The sequence below is a fragment of the Planktothrix mougeotii LEGE 06226 genome (assembly GCF_015207485.1).
Lineage (GTDB): Bacteria > Cyanobacteriota > Cyanobacteriia > Cyanobacteriales > Microcoleaceae > Planktothrix.
This window is the reverse complement of record NZ_JADEWU010000010.1, coordinates 68518-89020: the sequence shown is the minus strand read 5'-3', so window position 1 is coordinate 89020 and position 20503 is coordinate 68518. Positions and strand designations below refer to the sequence as shown.

Sequence of the window (20503 nt, the reverse complement as noted above, 5' to 3'; positions counted from 1 at the left end):
AATAAAAACGCAGATTTAAACAAATTAAAAGGATTTCACCGATTAGCATAATTTACACAAAAACCAGGTTTTAGGTTAATAGAAATCAGTGAAATCCGAAGGCTTTATTCTGGAATTATTTCAGATTCAACAGTTGATTCAGGTTGAGAAACTTCTGTTTCAGAATCAACTGGAAGGGTTGAATCTTGAATTAGGTTAGGGGTTTCTCCGGGTTGTAGTTCGGTAACAGGTTCTGGAATGGGAACTTGATCAACAATTTCGGGTAAAGTTGTTGGCGGAGTCGGAGGGTTAGATTTTACTGAAATGGGATTTAAGAAAGGAAGACGAAAACGACTTAAAAATTTACTGAATTTGTTAGGTTGAGGTTCAGGAGAAACTAAGGGTTGAGAAGGAATATCCGCTTGAGTCTTAACAGGTTCCGGTGTGATTTCTTCGGTCTGGGTTGGGGATACCATAGGTTCTATAGGAAGTTGTTCAGGTTCTATGATTTCCGATGGAATCTGTTCAACTTCGGGAATAGAATTTTCTATTTGAGAAGGTGTTTCTTCTATAGCAGGAGAAGTTTCTTCTATTTCGGGAATAGAATTTTCTATTTGAGAAGGTGTTTCTTCTATAGCAGGAGAAGTTTCTTCTATTTCGGGAATAGAATTTTCTATTTGAGAAGGTGTTTCTTCTATAGCAGGAGAAATCTCTTCTATTTCTGGAGTAGAATCTTGAGATTTAGAAATAGGTTCTTCAACAGGCGGAGCAATTTCTTCGGGTTCAGAAATAGGTTCTACAGAGGGAATTTCTTCCGGTTCAGAGGGTTCAATCACATCTTCTTGGTTTGCATTGGGATTCACCATTCCCTTAACGTCTACCCAGGATAATTTTCCTTGAATGAGTTGGGAAAGGGTATTATTTACTTGGGGATTATAAGTAATAACACGGGCTGTTTTATTAAAAACGTTGTCAACAGGATTGCCATTTTCATCCAGATATTCAATTTGTACCCAGTTTTTACCCGGTTTAAATCCTTTTAAATATAAGGGTTTCCATTGGTTAGTGGTGAAGCTTTCACCGTTAACGGTAATCCGAATTTTCCAATCTACAATTTCATCTGTGGGGTCTTCTTGGGCGACCAGATGCAGAGGGGCATTGCTAAGATAAAAGTCGAGTAAAATTGGTTCTGCACCATATTCTCCTTGCGGGCGATTATAGGTGAGTAAGGGAAGATCCGGGTTAGGATAATCGGGATCGGTTTTTGTAAAGATATGAAAGGTGGTTTGGGAAAAAGACCCTTCATTTTTATAACTTTCGTTCCAAGGATAGGTGGCAAAGACCCGCAGGGTATGGGTTCCGGGGTCTAAGTTAGAGAAAGTGATGGGGGTAGAAATATCGTAAATATCGAGATTGGGTTGGTTATCGAGGATCACCTGTAAATGGGGCCCTAAACCGGATTTCGGGTCTTTGAAGAGGGGTAAACCTTGAACCTGAAGTTGCAGATTAATCGTATCGTCTTCGATAATCGCATCGGGTTTGGGGTTGAGAATACTGACTTGAGGCTGGTAACTATCGAGAACTTGATGAAGTTTTTGGATCAGTTTGGGTGGAGAAACATCGCCAATGGGTTCGGTGGATTGGGTCACGCTCAGGGGTGGAGAACTCTGGGGCGCAACCGCAGAATTACCACATCCAACCATTGTTCCTATTATTAATACCGCTAATAAGGTCGTGAGTGGGGTTTTGATTGTTATCCACCCCTGAAGCAGAAGCTTTAACAGGTTAATCCTGTGAAGAAACCCTAATCCAGTTTTGTCCATAACTCTTCCATTGAGAATGATCGGCCAATGGCAGTCAACCTTGATCCGTCAGTTCTGGGGGTTCATGGCGATTTGCAGTTCCTTGAGGAATTCTGGAAGATGATGTTTCTAATTTGTGAAACATCAGCAACATTTTGTAACTTTGATCACTGAAGGAATCACAGGTTGCTGTTCACTATCCTCTGCTACCGTACCCTAAAATTTGACCGTCGGAGAAATTTTAAGTTTTGTAACATTTATCGAGAATAGTTTGACTTTTTTAAACCCTTGTGAACGCTAAATTGATGATCGTCAGAGAATCTGAGTGAATTTTAATTATTGTTACCAAGTCATTCCCCCCAGATTGAGAAAGATGATATATCATTTAAAGACAACAGCGACTGCACAGGGAAGTCCTTGCTATGTAAGGCTTTGAGTTGGGCGTTGCTGTTGAAATAAAAATAAAAAAGCCTTATGGCAACTACAAGGGTGTCTTGTTGCCCCCGAACAAAGGTTAGTCTTAGGTTCAGGCATAAACCTGAATAAATCGTCTCATAGAAATTTATCTATGAAACAATTGTACGAAACGCTAACTTTTGTGAAGGATTTTGAAAAAGGGGTATAACTTCTGTCAAAATCTGCAACGTTACTTATTTTTTGTCACAGGTCGAGGAGAGTCTAAATGACAATCAGTCCTCCAGAGCGTGAGGCAAAAGTAAAAGTTACGGTTAGCAACGATCCGGTTCCTACCTCTTTTGAAAGATGGTCTAAACCTGGACATTTCCGCCGTGACTTAGCCAAAGGGCCAAGTACAACCACTTGGATTTGGAACCTCCACGCCGACGCTCACGACTTCGATAGTCATACCAGCGATTTAGAAGATATTTCGCGTAAAATCTTTAGCGCCCATTTCGGCCATTTAGCCGTGATCTTTATCTGGTTAAGTGGCGCCTACTTCCACGGCGCTAAGTTTTCAAACTACGAAGCTTGGCTGGCTAACCCTACGGGGATTAAGCCCAGCGCTCAAGTTGTATGGCCAATTTTCGGCCAAGAAATTTTAAACGGTGATGTGGGCGGTGGCTTCCACGGAATTCAGATTACCTCTGGATTATTCCAAATGTGGCGGTCTTCCGGTTTCACAAACTCCTACCAGTTGTACTGCACCGCCATTGGTGCACTGGTAATGGCCGGTTTAATGCTGTTTGCTGGTTGGTTCCACTACCACAAACGCGCTCCCAAACTGGAATGGTTCCAGAATGCGGAGTCGATGATGAACCACCACCTGGCTGGATTATTAGGTCTGGGTTCCTTGGGATGGGCAGGTCACCAAATTCATGTGTCCTTACCTGTGAACAAGTTGCTGGATGCGGGAGTAGCGGCAAAGGATATTCCTTTACCCCATGAATTCATCCTCAACCCCAACCTGATGGCAGAACTGTATCCCAGCTTTAAAGAAGGGTTAACCCCATTCTTTACCTTGAATTGGGGAGTCTATTCTGACTTCTTAACCTTCAAAGGGGGATTAAACCCACAAACAGGCGGTCTGTGGTTAACCGACACAGTACACCATCACCTGGCGATCGCAGTCCTGTTCATCATTGCTGGCCATATGTACCGGACAAACTGGGGCATTGGTCACAGCATGAAGGAAATGTTAGAAGCCCATAAAGGCCCCTTCACTGGAGAAGGCCATAAAGGACTCTACGAAATCCTGACCACCTCTTGGCACGCTCAGTTAGCGATTAACCTCGCATTGATGGGTTCTTTGAGCATCATTGTGGCTCACCACATGTACTCAATGCCTCCCTATCCTTACATTGCGACGGATTACCCCACGCAGTTGTCTCTGTTCACCCATCATGTGTGGATCGGCGGCTTCCTGATTGTGGGTGCGGGCGCTCACGCTGCCATCTTTATGGTGCGCGATTACGTTCCGGCTAACAATGTCAACAACTTGCTCGACCGTGTGCTTCGTCACCGCGATGCAATTATCTCCCACCTGAACTGGGTCTGTATCTTCTTGGGCTTCCACAGCTTCGGCTTGTACGTCCATAACGACACAATGCGTGCATTTGGTCGTCCCCAAGATATGTTCTCTGATACAGGCATTCAACTCCAACCTGTGTTTGCCCAATGGATTCAACACATTCACGCTTTAGCACCCGGTAGCACTGCACCCCATGCTTTAGCGAGTGTCAGTCCAGTGTTCGGCGGCGGTGTTGTTGCCGTCGGTGGCAAAGTGGCAATGATGCCCATCGTGTTAGGTACGGCGGACTTCATGGTTCACCATATCCATGCCTTCACGATTCACGTTACGGTTTTAATTCTGCTTAAAGGCGTTTTATTCGCCCGTAGCTCTCGCCTGATTCCTGATAAGAGTGAATTAGGTTTCCGCTTCCCCTGCGACGGCCCGGGTCGGGGTGGTACTTGCCAAGTTTCTGGCTGGGATCACGTTTTCCTCGGTCTGTTCTGGATGTACAACTCTCTCTCCATCGTGATTTTCCACTTTAGCTGGAAGATGCAATCCGATGTGTGGGGAACAGTTGGTGCGGACGGCACTATTTCTCACATCACCAACGGCAACTTTGCCCAAAGCGCCATTACGATTAATGGATGGCTGCGTGATTTCCTGTGGGCGCAAGCTGCTCAGGTAATCACTTCCTACGGGTCAGCCCTTTCTGCCTACGGTCTGTTGTTCTTGGGTGCCCACTTCGTCTGGGCGTTCAGCTTAATGTTCCTGTTCAGTGGCCGTGGCTACTGGCAAGAATTGATTGAGTCTATTGTTTGGGCCCATAATAAGCTGAAAGTAGCCCCTGCAATTCAACCTCGCGCTCTGAGTATTACTCAAGGTCGTGCGGTTGGTGTAGCTCACTACCTCTTAGGGGGAATTGCTACAACCTGGGCATTCTTCCTAGCCCGAATTATTTCAGTAGGATGAAAACTCTCTGCTCAGGGGCGGGAGAAGGCTTAATCGCTTTTCTTCTTCCCCCTGAAGCGGAACAAAAAAGAACACGATTTAGTTAGGACTTATGGCAACTAAATTCCCCAAATTTAGCCAGGACTTGGCCCAAGACCCGACAACACGTCGGATTTGGTATGGGATTGCCACAGCCCATGATTTCGAGACCCATGATGGCATGACAGAGGAAAATCTTTACCAAAAGATTTTTGCCTCCCACTTCGGTCACCTCGCTATCATCTTCCTCTGGACTTCAGGCAGCCTATTCCATGTCGCTTGGCAAGGTAATTTTGAACAATGGGTGAAAGATCCTTTAAATATTCGCCCCATTGCTCACGCCATTTGGGATCCCCAATTTGGCAAACCGGCGGTAGAAGCCTTTACCCAAGCGGGTGCTTCTAACCCTGTTGATATCGCTTACTCTGGGGTGTATCACTGGTGGTACACCATTGGGATGCGGTCAAATGCTGACCTGTATCAAGGGTCTATCTTCCTGTTGATTCTGGCTGGGATCTTCCTGTTCGCAGGTTGGCTCCACCTTCAACCCAAGTATCGTCCCAGTTTGTCCTGGTTCAAGAATGCTGAATCTCGTTTGAACCACCACTTGGCAGGTCTGTTCGGGGTGAGTTCCCTGGCTTGGACAGGTCACTTGGTTCACGTTGCCATTCCTGAATCTCGTGGACAGCACGTCGGTTGGGATAACTTCCTCAGCACTCTGCCCCACCCGGCTGGTCTGGCTCCCTTCTTCACGGGCAACTGGGGTGTATATGCCCAGAACCCAGATACCGCAGGTCACATTTTCGGAACCTCTACAGGTTCTGGAACTGCAATCCTGACCTTTTTAGGTGGCTTCCATCCTCAAACCGAGTCTCTCTGGTTGACGGATATGGCTCACCACCATCTGGCGATCGCAGTGTTGTTCATCATTGCGGGCCATATGTACCGGACAAACTTTGGAATTGGTCATAGCATCAAAGAAATGATGAATTCCAAAGATCCTCTGTTCGGGTTCAAAAATGAAGGGCCGTTCAACCTGCCACACCAAGGGTTGTACGACACCATGAACAACTCTCTGCACTTCCAGTTAGCATTTGCTCTGGCGGCGCTGGGTGTGATCACCTCTGTGGTGGCACAGCATATGTATGCCATGCCCCCCTACGCCTTCATCGCTAAGGATTACACCACGATGGCGGCGCTGTATACCCACCACCAATATATTGCTGGGTTCTTAATGGTCGGAGCTTTCGCTCACGGGGCAATCTTCCTGGTGCGCGACTATGATTCCGAACAAAACAAAGGCAATGTGTTGGATCGGATGTTACAGCACAAAGAGGCCCTCATCTCTCACTTAAGCTGGGTGTCTCTGTTCCTCGGTTTCCACACTCTGGGCTTATATGTCCATAACGATGTCGTGGTTGCCTTTGGAACTCCTGAAAAGCAAATTCTGATTGAACCGGTTTTTGCTCAATTCATTCAAGCGACTCACGGTAAAGCACTCTATGCAATGGATGTGCTACTGTCAAACCCTGACAGCATCGCCAGCACCGCTTGGCCCAACTACGGTAACGTTTGGTTGCCCGGTTGGTTAGAAGCTATCAATTCTGGTAGCAACTCTTTATTCCTGACGATCGGCCCTGGGGACTTCTTAGTTCACCATGCGATCGCTCTGGGTCTGCACACCACCACCCTGATTCTTGTCAAAGGTGCGTTGGATGCTCGTGGATCTAAGCTGATGCCCGACAAGAAAGACTTCGGCTATGCCTTCCCTTGTGATGGCCCTGGCCGTGGCGGAACTTGCGACATCTCTGCTTGGGACGCTTTCTACCTCTCGATGTTCTGGATGCTGAATACCATTGGTTGGACAACCTTCTACTGGCACTGGAAGCATCTGGGCGTTTGGCAAGGAAACGTTGCTCAGTTCAACGAATCCTCTACCTACCTGATGGGCTGGTTCCGTGACTATCTGTGGCTGAACTCGGCTCAGTTAATTAACGGCTACAACCCCTACGGAACGAATAACCTGTCGGTCTGGTCTTGGATGTTCTTATTAGGACACCTGGTTTGGGCAACTGGATTTATGTTCCTGATCTCTTGGCGGGGTTACTGGCAAGAGTTAATCGAAACGATTGTCTGGGCACATGAGCGCACTCCTCTAGCGAACTTAGTTCGTTGGAAAGATAAACCGGTTGCTCTGTCTATCGTTCAAGCTCGTGTGGTTGGTTTAGCTCACTTCACCGTTGGCTATATCATTACCTACGCAGCCTTCCTAATTGCCTCGACTGCGGGTAAGTTCGGTTGATGTAACGTTAACTGAATCCTCGTTTGATAGGTAATTAAAAAGATCCCCTACCTTCGGGTGGGGGATTTTGATTTTACAGAAAAAGCGATCTCAGAAACTGGGTTTTTTTCCACTAGAGCACGAACCCCAACGAGTAACCCATTTATAGAAAAATGAACAGTAAATTAATTGATTCTTTAGTGCAATTAATTGATTCTTTAGAGATTGAAGAATATGTCCTAAGTACAGGCTTATTATGAAACCCATAAACCAGAAATAGATCGGGCGATCGCTTCCCATCAAGATGATGCAGATATAGAAATCGATGATTAAATTTTATGCTAATGAAAATTTTCCTTTAGAAATGGTCAAAGCTTTACGCAACTTAGGTTATAATTAACGTGATCGCACCCTTCCAAGAAACCCTGTTTCTGCCTTAAATTTTCGGTTAATAGCCACAACTTATTTAAGAAACCCGGTTTCTCGGTGTATTTATAGGGGTTCAGAAACCGGGTTTCTTTCCCAATATTTCTGTTATATCCAAAAAGCGATCGCAGAAACCCGGTTTCTCGGTGTGCTTGTAATTTTTGGGCGATCGCTTCAATTCAAAAACCAACTCAAGGCAGTTATGTTAACATCAGGATCTGGAAATGAGTATCAGCAGCTAGTGCATCAGTAATTCCTCGATTTCCCATGACGATAAATGACAGACAATCTACTAAACCCCATTCTTTATCTTTTCGCTGTTTAAACAAATTGAATGCAGCCATATACAAATCATTGGTCAACAATACAATTTCAACCTGGGGATCGGCTTCAAGGGATTCTAACAGTTGGATAGCACCCATTCTGTATTTAGATTTAGAAAGTGCATTACCAATTTCCAGTAAAATAGCTTGAGTAGTGACTAAATGGGCTTGACTAGCTTGCAGTTGATCAGCCAATTGAACAGCCCGTGCATGATGTTGATCCGTAATTGAAGAAAGCGCAATCGCAAAAGAAGTATCTAAAAAAACTTCATTCATAATCAGAAACAGTTTCCCCATATAAATACTGATCAATTTTCTCTGACCAATCTGGATTCCCTTGTAACTGTAAAGACTGAGCGGTTTCAAGAAATGTTTTAGGGGGCTGTTTTTGGGGTAATATTGTTTCAACAATAATTTTAACCCTTGTACCTACATCCAGGTTTAAGGGAGATTCCAGTTGCAGGGATTTACCATCAAATATGGCATTGATTTCTTGAATCATAATGATTAAAATGCTCTCAAGCAAGTTTTTTAATGATTTATATTAATCCCATAATAGCATTTTTGAGGAGGCATATCGCGGGTTTCGGATCACACAGCCACCTAATGCCAAAATCGGGTTTCTTCCGCAATATTTCTGTTATTCAGAAAAAGCGATCGCACAAACTCGGTTTCTCGGTGCGCTTGTAATTTTTGGGCGATCGCTTCAATTCAAAAACCAACTCAAGGTAGTTATGTTAACATCAGGATGTTGATGATTAGCAATGCGATCGCGTCGCGTCTATGCAGGAGAATTACAGAAGCCATAAGAGTTGCCTAAAAAACTGCAAATTCAGTGATCTTACGGCGTTCTAATGATTTGTAACCTAATACAATTCGATCTTTGGGGATGCCCAGGTTAACGAGTTCGTTGGCTACGCCTTCTTCTGTTCCATCTTGTTGAATCCAAAGTTTTTGATCGATAATATCAATATGGATCAGTACACCATAAATGCGTCTGTTATTTTGCCAACCGATTTCAACCAGTAGATAGCGATCTCGATCAATATCTAATACCATTTCGCTAGTTACTTCAGGATCATTTTTCAAAAATTCTAGGTAATCTTGCAGGATTTGATGAATGGCTTGACGCAAAGTTTGAGTTAAGGAATCCATGAAATGATAACCTCCTCTATAATATCAAAAGTAACAAGCTGAATTAAACCATCTTCAATTAAAACAGATCCGGCTTCTTCTTCAAAAACTGATTCTCGAACTTCTTCTGGAATCGCTAAGTAGAGTTTACGATCCCAATCATAGCGAGCCAATAATCGTTGATAAAGAATATATTGGCCTAACGCTTCTTCTAAATCTCGCATATCAGAGGCTCGCCGAAAACTTTTGATTTCAATGGCGATTTTTTCTAGTCCTCGCTCTGCGGCGATTAAGCGCTCTGCTCCGAGATCAACAAACAGATTTTTACCCCGTGTTAGTTTAATCCGATAAGGATCATGAGTGATTGACCATCCATCCTTTTGAATCGCTGTTTTTACGGTATTGTGGTAGATATCGAGGGCAGGCATCTAAAGTGTTTACTCCAGTTCACTTGAAATTGTACTTTTTCTGTTATAAATTGGTGGGGTTAAGGGCGCGATCGCTTCAATTCAAAAACCAACTCAAGACAAAGAAACCGGGTTTCTCGATGTGTTTATAGGGACTCAGAAACCAGGTTTCTTCCGCAATATTTCTGTTATTCAGAAAAAGCGATCGCACAAACCCGGTTTCTCGGTATGTTTATAGGGGCTCAGAAACCGGGTTTCTTCCACTATCTTTCTGTTATACACAAAAAGCGATTGCAGAAACCCGGTTTCTCGGTGTACTTATCGGGGCTCAAAAACCAAGTTTCTTCCACTATCTTTCTGTTATCCACAAAAAGCGATCGCACAAACCCAGTTTCTCGGTGTATTATAGGGGCTCAGAAACCGGGTTTCTTCCACTATCTTTCTGTTATACACAAAAAGCGATCGCACAAACCCGGTTTCTCGGTATGTTTATCGGTGCTCAGAAACCGGGTTTCTTCCACTATCTTTCTGTTATACACAAAAAGCGATCGCAGAAACCCGGTTTCTCGGTATGCTTATAGGGGCTCAGAAACCGGGTTTCTTCCACTATCTTTCTGTTATACACAAAAAGCGATCGCAGAAACCCGGTTTCTCGGTGTGCTTATAATTTTTGGGCGATCGCTTCAATTCAAAAACAAACTCAAAACAATTATGTTAATATCAGAATATTGATTATTGGTAACGAGATCGAGGATATTATTTAGCGGTTCAAAACTCATAACCTCTCTTTGAATTTGTACAACCTAATTTCCGTTACTTTTTGCCCATGAGATTGTTGGTGGAAGCGTAACTTGATCACCAGGTATACTCCTAGATACTGTGGATATTGAATATGATAGCCACTTAAATAACTGAGTGAACGCCAACTTTCTTAACATAAGAGGTGGCATATCAATAGGAGCAATCTCTGAGAGAATAGAGAAATCTGCTCCATCAACACCAACCGCAAAAAAGTTGATTTTTTTATTAGCAGCTAATCCTCGCACCATTTTTGCGGAATTGCGCCAGTTATCAGTTGGCATACCATCCGTAATTAGCAAGACCCAAGGGCGATAATACTGAATATCACTCTTTTTATAAACTACTTTGCGATCTTCAATCAAATTGAGTGTAAATTCAATAGCTTTGCCCGTTTCAGTTGTACCTTCAGCAAAGAGATGAGGAGGTTGAAATTGATTAACTTTCACGAAATCTTGAACAATGTTTATATAACTATTAAAGGCAATAATCGCAACTTCTACACGCATAGAAGCCAAGGCATCTTTGTTCAGTTCTTTCTGAAAAGTAACTAATCCTTGATTTAATTCATTAATAGGTTGACCCGACATCGAACCTGACGTATCAAGGAGTAGTACAATTGGAAGGGCTGGTTCAGGATTGGTGGCAAATGATAGTTGAGTAAAATCAATCTCTTTTTCTGAAATTAGCTCAACTTGATTGACATCTGTATCTAAGTTATCCAAATTATTAGGTTTCTCTAAAACAACTAAATCATTACGAGAAAAAAGATCAGGTCTAATACGTTTTTGTTGACTGGGAAGATATCTGGGTAGATGTCCTTGAGGAGCATCTAAAGTAAAAATATGTTCATCCCAAAGTAGCCATTTTTCCTGATCTTTGATATACCAACCTACATTCTCACCAAATTTTTCATAAATTTCATCATTATAGTATCCAGGTTGACCACCAACACTTAACCATATCTGCTTTTGTACACTAAATCCAAATTTTCCATTACTATATTTTAACCAAAGCTGGTCAATCGTTTGTAAATCTATAGAGGGAATTTTTTCCATATCCTGTTTATCAAGCCAGCCTCTTTTTTCTTGACCGGATGCTTGAAGTATTACCTTTGCTGTTTCTTCATCAGCTTCTTTCCATTTACCTTCTGCTAATAAATCCCGTAATTGAGTGTAGTCAATTCCTTGGGCTGAAAGTAGCTGAACATCATCTATATTTTTCTGAGCTAATAAACTCTGAGTAACTTGATTAATAATTTCAATAGTGTTTTCGCTTTTATCTACAAAAATAATTTCTTTAAGTGGATTAGATGATAGATTATTTAAAGATTCAACAATTGCTGATAACATGGCAATAACCACTTTATTTATAGGTATATGATTATTTCCTGTTCCTAATAAGGGAATCACTAGACGGTTAATTCCTTTATCTGCTATTTTTAAAATTATTGATTGAGTAGCTTGAAACGCATTAGAAACGCTAGGTCGTAAATCTTCTACAGTAGCCAAAACGATCCAAAAATCAGAGCCAGCAGCATATCTTTTAGAGAATGTAGATTTTATTTCAGAAGGTAAAGGAACAAGCAAAGGCAATTCAGGACTAATTTCGGCTTGTTTATTTTCATCTTTGGCTTTATTGATGGCAATATTTACGTAACTAAAACTTTCATTACCTAAAAAACTGATAAAACTGTTTGCAAACTGACCGCCAAACCCGATTCTATAACCACTTGGAATCACCAAAGCATCAAATGGTAAAGTCCAAGGTTCATCTGTACAAAAACTATAAATTTTTGTATTACCTTCTTTCCATAGAAAATTAAGAGTTTGTTTATTACCACCCTCTAACTCATCCGCAACCTTTACATACTCCCCACCCAAACGCCGCAAAACTTGAGCCGTAACCGTCGCAAAATAACCAACTTCCTCAACAATATCACTATTGATAATAGGTTGCTCTTTTTTCAAAACAGCCGCAAAATCCGCCACCGAAAAACCTAGTTTCTTCGCCACATATTTCGACACCTCATCAACAACATTCAACACATAATCAGAAGGAACAGAATCAAGCAATAACTCCCGTACTCCCTCCATAAAATCATATTGAACTTGATCAGGATTTGTTTCTGGATTAATTTCAGATAACGGCTTTAATAATCCCCCTAAAAACACCTCAGCTACATTAACTTGGAGAGAATCTTTTAAGAAAGTTTCCTGAATTAATCGGACAATGGGTAAAGTAATCACAGGAGAAGATGCTAATAAACCCGCCAATTTTCGCGCCATTGGTGAAGCTGTCACCCGAAACCCTTGGACGCGATATTCTGCACTCAAATCTCCCGCTAAATTCAATAACTCACTTTCGTTTTTAACAGCAATTGTCTCTAATTTAAACACATATCCCGATACCCAAATACTTCCCTTTCCTGATAACATCAGTGCCCAATTTCCAGCTTTATCGGGTTCTAAAGTAAATACAGGAACTTTCACCCCCCCATCTATTTCATCCCATAAAGATACTTTCTGAGCGATTAAATTCTGATTAAATACCCCTGGGTTTAATCCCCGCAATTTCACTTCTGAAGCTTTCCCTAACGCGGTTCTTTTCCACATCCATTTAGGCAACATTTGAACTATTGCCATTGACCCTTGTTTTGCCCATAATTCTAATATAGGTGTCACCTTTTCATTGCGCCATAAAGATGACACACAATCACTCACAACTAATACTAAACGCCGACCACTGGGGTCGATTAATTCTTTGGGACTCCGGGGAGATTGATTCTTAGCAGTAGCACCAATACCCCGACGAATTTGTATTTGTTGATTAGCATTAGTCATCAGTCCCCAAATTCGCACATCTCGAAAAATTCCATAATTTTTTAACAGTCTTTCTAACTCTTTAATGGTATGTCTCCAAATCTGCATGGAGATCGATTCATCAATCACTAATTCTAAATCTAACCAAGGTTCTAATGTGGGTCTTAATACTGGTATCCAAATCCCTTTTTCCGCAATTTGTTCAGTCGTCGCAACTTCATCTAAAACCCATTTTTGACCGGAAGCAACCCGACGCATTAAAGGTTTAAATGCCCGTGCTAATATTAAGGGTTCCCGCAAAGAAGAAGCATCAGGAACCTTTAAAACTAAACCTGAAGTTTTTGGGGTTTGTTGTTGATTTCGGGGGTAGATACCCGCTTTTTGTTCCTCTGGTGGGTGATTTTTTACTGTTTCTTGCTCTAACTCCTTTCTTTTTAAGGGGGGCTGGGGGGGATCACTCCCTTTTACTGTTTCTTGATCTAACTCCCTTCTTTCTAATTGAGGTTGGGTGGGAGCAATATCTTCAGAAGAAAATTGATCAATTTGCAGTGCTAACCAAATTGTATCCGCTATTTCTTCGGCTGACAATTCTAGTTCTTGACTCAACGCTGTAATTAATCGATTAATCATCTGTCCTCCGCACTGCTTAAATATTTCATTAACACATCAATGAGATCATTTTCTTCTGCTGCTTCGGGTTTAAATTCACGAGTCACCATATAAATTGCATTCAAAAGTTGATCCGTAGCAATATCTCCCCCTTCTCGTAATTCTATAAACTTTTGGATTAAATTCTCTATTTTTGTTTGATCTTGAGTTAATTCATCGGTTTCTAAATGAGCTTTGACAATTTCCATTAATGCAGTTGCATCAGGATCATAAGGCATATTTAACCTTAAACACCGCCTGAGAAATGCGGGAGGGAAATCTCGTTCACCGTTATTGGTTAAAACAATAAAGGGAAAATTCAGACAACGGACTTTACCCTCTTTTATGGGTACATCTATGCCATCATAAGTTCTAACTTCAACTTGATTTACTTGTTGAGAAATTCGGGCTAATTCGGGGATTTCAAATTCTCCCTCTTCAAATAAATTGAGTAAATCATTGGGTAAATTAATATCACTTTTGTCAATTTCATCAATTAATAATACACGGGGACGACGGGAAGGAAGCAACGCTGTTCCTAATGGCCCTAATTGAATATACCGACCGATATCTTTACTTTTATCACCCATTTGGACATCTTGAAGACGAGCGATCGCATCATAACGATATAATCCTTCTTGTAATGTTGAACGAGCAGTAATATACCAAGGTAAAACTGTCCCTAATTTTAATTCATAAGCCACCGCATAAGCTAAAGACGTTTTACCCGTCCCTGGTTTTCCTGTCACTAATAAAGGTCGTCTTAAATATAAAGCCGCATTGACCATATTAATCACACTATTGCGGTCATTACTCTTATCAGTTTGAATCCGAAAACTTTGACCTCGTTGTTCATCCCTGGTATTTGTTTCTAAACCTTGACAAAATTTTAGCCAACGTTGTTCAATTTCTGTAACAATTGCTTCATCTACCCCCGTAAATTTACGCCAACTAGGGGGAGGGGGAAGGCAGTTAATATCATCATGGGGTTGACTATTTCCTTTAAATATTTTCCAGTTATTCATGGTTTTAGTTTAAACTCCTTATTATTGTCCAGGTGGGATTAATGGTATCATAACATCAGGTATAAGACGATAGGGATTTTCCCACATTAGAGCTAAATGAAACCCTAAATGTTGCTCGTTTTCTTCAGCGTTAGCTTCTTCTCTAACTTTCCGAACAGATTCACATAAACAACTTAAGGTGTTTAAGGTTAAAACTCTCTCTATTTCTGCTGCTAAATCACAATTTTTAAGATTGCATCTTGTCCAAATTGCTATAGGTGTTGTAGCTTGTAAAATTGCTAGAAATAAATCCTTTCTTTTAGCTGGAGCTTGAGGAGGAGCACAAGTTAACTTAAGTCCTATTTTTTCATTTAAGCTGCTGCTTAATTTTTTCCAATTATTAAAATTTTCTATTTCTTGAAGATGTTCAAATAATTCTGGGGTTGGTTTTTGATCTAAAACATTTCTAACTTTATCCCAAGTCTTGCGCCAATTAGATTCATAACGAAGTAAATAACTCCTCTCCTGACGTTCGAGTGAACGTAATCTGATTGGATACCTAAATCCTAAAGGTATTTCTTTAACTAATGGATCAGTAATTTTCCAGCGATCTACTTCTTGACATATTAAATCAATCGGTAAGAAAAATTCAAGAGTTAAGTTATATTTTTGGGTTTGTAAATATTCCTCAGATTTTGCGATTAATTTGTCTAAATATTCGGGAATTTTATCTAATTTACATTTAATTTCTGGTTCGGTTTGATTTTGATCATCAATTAGAGACAAAAACCGATAGGGGTTATGATCCAATGGTACTGAGTCATCCATAATTAACCAAGCATTCAGTACAAATTCTTTAGGCTTATCATCAGGTTTAACGGTGACAATTAAATAGGATTCTAAAAGTTGATCACTGCTAAAAAGTCGCATTTCTTCTATTTTTAAATCCCGCAATTTATCCCGAATTTCTTCAGGTAAATTTTCATCTTGAATAAGACAATTTAAAAACTGAGGTAATTTTTTAAATCCTTCAAGTATTTGTAACATTTTTTTAATATTATTGTTTTCTAAGTACAATCTTGCATCGGTAGGTAAAGAGTTTTGATATGCCTTTTTAATAGTTTCATCAAGATTTTTATCTTTGACAAGAGAACAAAACCAAGCTACATCAAAAGGACTAAGAGATTGAGAAAAATCTTTAACAGTATTTCCGACTAACAAAGATGTAAGAGATTGATTAAATCCTTTCCAAGTAACAGGTTTTACGGTCGGATTTTGACAAATAACAGGCAACCAAGACGCACAAGGGAATTGCTTTTCTAATGCCTGTAATTTTTCCCGTGCTTCCCTGACAGCCATATATAAAGATTGGCCACTAGAAAATTCAGTGAGAAAATTTTTCACAAATTCTTGAGCAACAAAATCAGGAATAGGTTCTCGCATTACAATCATTTGGGGGATGTGTAATTCTGCGAAATCTCGTGCAATTCCTAACCCATCGCAGGAGTTAAAAATCGCTAACTGTAACCCCCGTTCAATTGCTTTTTTTAGAGCTAACTTTAAATCGCCTATGGTTACATTATTATTCTGGGTGAGCTTCATTTCTCCGGTAGTTGCATCATTGTTACTCCAACTATGTCCCGCAAAAAATAAAATATCCCATCCGTTTTTATCCCAAAGTTTTTGATTAAATTCTTGTCGGGTCGGTTCTTCTAAAAATACGATTTCAGCATCATTCGATAAATTCTCCCAACACTGTTGATCTGGATTTGTATCAATCGCAATATTTGTGTTAGGATGAGAACATTCACCTAAAATCCCTAATACCCTGACTTTGGGTTTAGGTTGCACGAATTGAGAGGGGAGATCATTGTTGGGTAAACTAATCGCAACTTCAGCTTTAGTGTAGTCCTCAAACCAATTCCACTGACACCAAGGGAGTCGTCGCAATATAGGATCTTCCGTCTGAATAATTATCTGTACAATATCATTTTTGTCCAATTCTTTTAGTAACTTTTCTTTAATAGTGCGAAATGTTTCTGAGTTGAGCCAATTATTTAATGTTTTAATTAATTCCGATGCCGATTTATTGACACCATCAATAAAATCTTGATGGCGAACTTTTTGTATTTTTCCTTCTTTTTTCTGTTTGAGACTTGGCAGCTTGGTTTGTCTGTCGTAGATAAATTCATCATACTCTAACTGCCACTCATTATATAATACAGGAAGTTGGGGTTCTGGAGGCAGTTTTCCGTCCCAACTACAGGGAAAGTGATCGCCTTGTTTCCCAATATACAAAGTTACTGGAAAACCCTGTTGAAAATCGCCGTCCCCAATTTTGATGATAACTAACTTTTCCATCCCTATAGCCTTGTCTAGTTAATATTTGAGTCAGGCGATCGCATTGATTCTAATTTAATCAATAATCTCGATACTTCACCTTTAATTATTATTACTGAATTAGACACCTAAAAACAACCGGATACCTCTAATAAGAGCGATCGCAATTTTGTCAAAATATAGCGGTGTGTGATTCCTCTTGGGGATACCTCACAACCGGGTTTTTGTCATCTTCTAATATTAGCAGGGAGCTAAAGCCTACGCACAAAAATACAGGAGCGAGATGATCTCGCCCCTGTGTTAGATAATTGATTTTGAAACGGGCTAGGAGGGATTCGAACCCCCGACACCGTGGTCCGTAGCCACGTGCTCTAGTCCACTGAGCTACAAGCCCTTGCCAGTTCTGAACAACAACCCCAGGAACAATATACACTGTTGAACGAGGGTGTTTTCTTCACCGCTTTCTTATATTAACACATTTTTCCCAAATGGCAAGCAATTTTTCTGAAAATTCTTCTGATCGCCTCACCCACCTTGATGAGACGGGGGAAGCCCGCATGGTGGATGTGTCCGAGAAAGTCGCCACCCGTCGTCAAGCCATCGCGGGGGGACAAGTGCGGATGTTACCTACAACTTTTGCCGCCATTGAAGCCGGAAACGCACCCAAAGGAGACGTTTTAGGGACAGCGAAACTAGCGGGAATCATGGCGGCTAAACAAACAGCCCAGTTAATTCCTTTGTGTCATCCCTTACCGTTAAGTAAAATCGATGTCCAAATTTTGCCCGATGCCGAATTACCGGGGTATCAAATTCAAGCGGAAGTGATTACCAAAGCTGAAACTGGAGTGGAAATGGAAGCGTTAACAGCCGTTTCGGTGGCGGCGCTGACCTTATATGACATGGCGAAAGCCTTAGAAAAGTCGATTGTGATTGAGTCTATTCGCCTGTTGAGTAAAACGGGGGGAAAATCGGGAGATTACCACCACTAGATAGAAGAAGTCAAGCCCCATTCAGCCTAAAATAGAATAGAAAAAGCTTGGGAATTAACTGTCTATGCCTCCTCGTTGGCCCCGTAAACCCGATCGCAAAGATCCTGATTATCGTCGTTTAGATGATCGGATGAATTTTGCCATCCATGTTGCTATTTTTGCAGCGATTAATTCAGGTTTATGGTTTTTTCATAATTTACAATCGGCTGATTGGTCTTGGTTAATTGGATTTACGGGCGTTTGGTTATTGGCGATCGCTATTCATGGTTTTTATATTTTTGCGATCGCCGACTATTCTCCTGTAACTTCAAAGCGATAACATTAAAGTTAACGGTTAACCGTTAACCCTCAATTATTTAGGAGATTAATGATGTCTGTTTTAGATACAAGAAACATTGAAAAATTAGCGGCTGAAATTGGAGAAAATATCTATATTGATGTCGCTAAATGGCATCTGTATTTAGCTGAAGCGCATTTACATACTCAATTAGCTGAACAACTGTATCCCCTTTTAGAAAAGGGTGACTTTACCGAAAGCGAAGTTCAACAAGTGTTGCAAAAAATTTATGTTAATTTAGGAGGAGGAAAACAAACCACCTCCCTTGTCAATTTAATTCCTAATTCGGGAATTCAAGACTTGGTGAGAATTTTAAAAGACTTCCAAGAAGAACTGTAAACTTTGTAGTGAGGCGTTCACGCCTCTCTGAATTTTTAGAGTCAAGCGCCAGTCATCTGTTACAATATTTCCTAATAAAAACCATGATTGAACTTTACTACTGGCCTACTCCTAACGGTCACAAAATCCCGATATTTTTGGAAGAAACCGGATTAGACTATCAAATTATTCCGATTAATCTTGGGGTTGGTGATCAATTTAAACCGGAATTTCTTAAAATTGCTCCTAATAACCGAATGCCCGCTATTATTGATTATCATCCGATTGATGGTGGGGAACCTTTATCTGTCTTTGAATCTGGCGCAATTTTAATTTATTTAGCCGAAAAAACCGGACAATTTCTCCCCCCAAATTGGCGCGATCGCAAAACCGTTTTAGAATGGTTATTTTGGCAAGTGGGAGGACTAGGGCCAATGGCAGGACAAAACCATCATTTTCTACAGTATGCACCGGAAAAACTTCCCTATGCGATTGATCGTTATGTAAAGGAAACTAATCGTTTATATGGGGTTTTAAATCGTCAATTAGAAGGGCGAGATTATATTGCAGGGGACTATTCAATTGCAGATATGGCTTGTTATCCTTGGATTGTCCCTTATGAAAAACAACAGCAAAATTTAGACGATTTTCCCTATTTAAAAGCTTGGTTTAATCGTATTCAATCTCGTCCGGCGGTGATCCGAGCTTACGAAAAAGGACAATCCTATTCTTCTGGTGCAATAATGACCGATGAAGCGAAAAAGATTCTCTTTGGTCAAAGTGCAAAAACGCTTCAAAATAGGGAATAGGGAATAGGGAATAGGGAATTATTTTCCCCCTCACCTTTCAGAAGAGAGTTTGGGGGATAGGGGACATAATTCCTAACGCAATACGGTTTTAAACAACTTAATTCCGTCCGTATTTCCTAACATTGGATCAGAAGCACGTTCTGGGTGAGGCATCATTCCTAAAACGTTGCCTTGACGGTTACAAATTCCAGCAATATTATTTAAAGAACCGTTAGGATTTTCTTCAGGTTTTGGGGTTTTATCTGTTCCATACCGGAATAGAACTTGGTGATTATCTTCTAATTCTGCTAAAGTGTTTTCATCCGCATAATAACACCCTTCTCCATGAGCAATGGGTAAATTGATCACTTCCCCAGCTTGGTATTCAGACATCCAGGGACTATTATTATTAATTACTGTCAACGGAACAGACTCACAAATAAAGTGTAAATCCCGATTTCTAACTAACGCACCGGGTAATAATCCGGCTTCTGTTAACACTTGAAATCCGTTACAAATTCCCAGGACAAATTTGCCTTGGTTGGCGTGTTCAATTGTTGAACGCATCACGGTTGAAAACCTTGCGATCGCACCACAACGCAAATAATCCCCATAACTAAACCCCCCCGGAATTACCACCACATCAATATCCGATAAATCCGTATCTTCATGCCAAATCATGCGGGTGGGTTGTCCCAATAATCCTTGAGTTACCCAAGCCACATCTCGATCGCAATTAGAACCCGGAAAAACAATAACGCCAAATTTCATAGTTAATTTATGTAGTAAATTACAAATAGAAACGAGTTGATCAAAAAAAGATATTTCACCTCATCTTTGATCAACCCACCTGTTCAGAAATTAAGCTGTAACGGCTGCAACCTCCGTCAGATCAAATCGATAAATTTCAATCACAGGATTTGCCAATACTTGATCGCAAATACGGTCAAGCTGGGTTCTCGCTTCCGCTTCATCGGTTGCAGAAAGCGTCATTTCTATATATTTACCAATTCGCACCTGTTCAACATTGTCATATCCCAAATGTTGAATGCCAGATTTGACCGCCACGCCTTGAGGATCAAGAACAGAAGGACGGAGGGTAATATAAATTCTAGCTTGGTAGTGATGGGTCACAACAATCCCTCCTTAAA

The 20503-nt window shown here is 40.9% G+C and carries 16 protein-coding genes and 1 tRNA gene; 6 read left to right on the top strand and 11 right to left on the bottom strand.

Going from position 1 to position 20503, the window contains the following annotated elements; translation table 11 throughout:
- Positions 1-104: 104 nt before the first annotated feature.
- Positions 105-1802, bottom strand: a complete 1698-nt coding sequence (locus tag IQ236_RS07025) for a ribonuclease E domain-containing protein (RefSeq protein ID WP_193868592.1) — start codon at positions 1800-1802, stop codon at positions 105-107.
- Between the two features lie 661 nt (positions 1803-2463).
- On the opposite strand from IQ236_RS07025, the gene psaA reads away from it, so the two are divergent.
- Positions 2464-4719 carry a photosystem I core protein PsaA gene (gene psaA / locus IQ236_RS07020; protein WP_193868591.1) on the top strand — a complete coding sequence of 752 codons (2256 nt, stop codon included), beginning with the start codon at positions 2464-2466 and terminating at the stop codon, positions 4717-4719.
- Positions 4720-4810: 91 nt separating this feature from the next.
- Positions 4811-7039, top strand: coding sequence for a photosystem I core protein PsaB (gene psaB / locus IQ236_RS07015; RefSeq protein WP_193868590.1), 2229 nt, complete (start codon positions 4811-4813; stop codon positions 7037-7039).
- A 605-nt stretch (positions 7040-7644) separates the two neighbouring features.
- On the opposite strand, the gene IQ236_RS07010 is transcribed toward psaB, so the two are convergent.
- The 8 genes from IQ236_RS07010 to IQ236_RS06975 form a co-directional block, all read right to left on the bottom strand.
- Positions 7645-8043: a type II toxin-antitoxin system VapC family toxin gene (locus IQ236_RS07010; protein ID WP_193868589.1), complete on the bottom strand. Its 399-nt coding sequence runs from the start codon at positions 8041-8043 to the stop codon at positions 7645-7647.
- Entirely contained in the window at positions 8036-8269 is a 234-nt protein-coding gene (locus IQ236_RS07005; RefSeq protein ID WP_193868588.1) for a hypothetical protein, read from the bottom strand. The genes IQ236_RS07010 and IQ236_RS07005 overlap by 8 nt, the downstream gene beginning before the upstream one ends.
- A gap of 314 nt (positions 8270-8583) precedes the next feature.
- On the bottom strand, positions 8584-8922 hold the full coding sequence (locus IQ236_RS07000) for a XisI protein (RefSeq protein ID WP_193868587.1): 339 nt from the start codon (positions 8920-8922) through the stop codon (positions 8584-8586).
- On the bottom strand, positions 8910-9329 hold the full coding sequence (locus IQ236_RS06995; RefSeq protein WP_193868586.1) for a XisH family protein: 420 nt from the start codon (positions 9327-9329) through the stop codon (positions 8910-8912). The genes IQ236_RS07000 and IQ236_RS06995 overlap by 13 nt, the downstream gene beginning before the upstream one ends.
- A 782-nt stretch (positions 9330-10111) precedes the next feature.
- Positions 10112-13558, bottom strand: a complete 3447-nt coding sequence (locus IQ236_RS27995) for an SAV_2336 N-terminal domain-related protein (protein ID WP_193868585.1) — start codon at positions 13556-13558, stop codon at positions 10112-10114.
- On the bottom strand, positions 13555-14601 hold the full coding sequence (locus IQ236_RS06985) for an AAA family ATPase (RefSeq protein ID WP_193868584.1): 1047 nt from the start codon (positions 14599-14601) through the stop codon (positions 13555-13557). The genes IQ236_RS27995 and IQ236_RS06985 overlap by 4 nt, the downstream gene beginning before the upstream one ends.
- A 21-nt stretch (positions 14602-14622) precedes the next feature.
- Positions 14623-16941: a VMAP-C domain-containing protein gene (locus IQ236_RS06980; protein ID WP_193868583.1), complete on the bottom strand. Its 2319-nt coding sequence runs from the start codon at positions 16939-16941 to the stop codon at positions 14623-14625.
- Between the two features lie 299 nt (positions 16942-17240).
- Positions 17241-17314 (bottom strand) — tRNA-Arg (locus IQ236_RS06975).
- A gap of 94 nt (positions 17315-17408) precedes the next feature.
- On the opposite strand from IQ236_RS06975, the gene moaC reads away from it, so the two are divergent.
- The 4 genes from moaC (at position 17409) to IQ236_RS06955 (ending at position 19373) form a co-directional block, all read left to right on the top strand.
- On the top strand, positions 17409-17909 hold the full coding sequence (gene moaC / locus IQ236_RS06970; protein WP_193868582.1) for a cyclic pyranopterin monophosphate synthase MoaC: 501 nt from the start codon (positions 17409-17411) through the stop codon (positions 17907-17909).
- A 64-nt stretch (positions 17910-17973) separates the two neighbouring features.
- Positions 17974-18228, top strand: coding sequence for a 2TM domain-containing protein (locus IQ236_RS06965; protein WP_193868581.1), 255 nt, complete (start codon positions 17974-17976; stop codon positions 18226-18228).
- Between the two features lie 51 nt (positions 18229-18279).
- Entirely contained in the window at positions 18280-18585 is a 306-nt protein-coding gene (locus tag IQ236_RS06960; RefSeq protein ID WP_456107202.1) for a DUF3181 family protein, read from the top strand.
- 83 nt (positions 18586-18668) lie between these two features.
- Complete coding sequence (locus IQ236_RS06955; protein WP_193868579.1) at positions 18669-19373, top strand: glutathione binding-like protein; 705 nt, start codon at positions 18669-18671, stop codon at positions 19371-19373.
- Between the two features lie 72 nt (positions 19374-19445).
- Here IQ236_RS06955 and purQ read toward each other — a convergent pair whose 3' ends face one another.
- The gene (gene purQ, locus IQ236_RS06950) at positions 19446-20123 is read right to left on the bottom strand and encodes a phosphoribosylformylglycinamidine synthase subunit PurQ (RefSeq protein WP_193868578.1); all 678 of its coding nucleotides are present in this window, start codon (positions 20121-20123) and stop codon (positions 19446-19448) included.
- 90 nt (positions 20124-20213) lie between these two features.
- Positions 20214-20486 (bottom strand): phosphoribosylformylglycinamidine synthase subunit PurS, encoded by a 273-nt coding sequence (gene purS, locus IQ236_RS06945; RefSeq protein WP_193868577.1) that lies wholly within the window; start codon positions 20484-20486, stop codon positions 20214-20216.
- Positions 20487-20503 lie beyond the last annotated feature (17 nt).

Coding starts and splice junctions, on each gene's coding strand:
- IQ236_RS07025 (WP_193868592.1), bottom strand. CDS start 1,802: ATGGACAAAACTGGATTAGGGTTTCTTCACAGGATTAACCTGTTAAAG.
- psaA (WP_193868591.1), top strand. CDS start 2,464: ATGACAATCAGTCCTCCAGAGCGTGAGGCAAAAGTAAAAGTTACGGTT.
- psaB (WP_193868590.1), top strand. CDS start 4,811: ATGGCAACTAAATTCCCCAAATTTAGCCAGGACTTGGCCCAAGACCCG.
- IQ236_RS07010 (WP_193868589.1), bottom strand. CDS start 8,043: ATGAATGAAGTTTTTTTAGATACTTCTTTTGCGATTGCGCTTTCTTCA.
- IQ236_RS07005 (WP_193868588.1), bottom strand. CDS start 8,269: ATGATTCAAGAAATCAATGCCATATTTGATGGTAAATCCCTGCAACTG.
- IQ236_RS07000 (WP_193868587.1), bottom strand. CDS start 8,922: ATGGATTCCTTAACTCAAACTTTGCGTCAAGCCATTCATCAAATCCTG.
- IQ236_RS06995 (WP_193868586.1), bottom strand. CDS start 9,329: ATGCCTGCCCTCGATATCTACCACAATACCGTAAAAACAGCGATTCAA.
- IQ236_RS27995 (WP_193868585.1), bottom strand. CDS start 13,558: ATGATTAATCGATTAATTACAGCGTTGAGTCAAGAACTAGAATTGTCA.
- IQ236_RS06985 (WP_193868584.1), bottom strand. CDS start 14,601: ATGAATAACTGGAAAATATTTAAAGGAAATAGTCAACCCCATGATGAT.
- IQ236_RS06980 (WP_193868583.1), bottom strand. CDS start 16,941: ATGGAAAAGTTAGTTATCATCAAAATTGGGGACGGCGATTTTCAACAG.
- moaC (WP_193868582.1), top strand. CDS start 17,409: ATGGCAAGCAATTTTTCTGAAAATTCTTCTGATCGCCTCACCCACCTT.
- IQ236_RS06965 (WP_193868581.1), top strand. CDS start 17,974: ATGCCTCCTCGTTGGCCCCGTAAACCCGATCGCAAAGATCCTGATTAT.
- IQ236_RS06960 (WP_456107202.1), top strand. CDS start 18,280: ATGTCTGTTTTAGATACAAGAAACATTGAAAAATTAGCGGCTGAAATT.
- IQ236_RS06955 (WP_193868579.1), top strand. CDS start 18,669: ATGATTGAACTTTACTACTGGCCTACTCCTAACGGTCACAAAATCCCG.
- purQ (WP_193868578.1), bottom strand. CDS start 20,123: ATGAAATTTGGCGTTATTGTTTTTCCGGGTTCTAATTGCGATCGAGAT.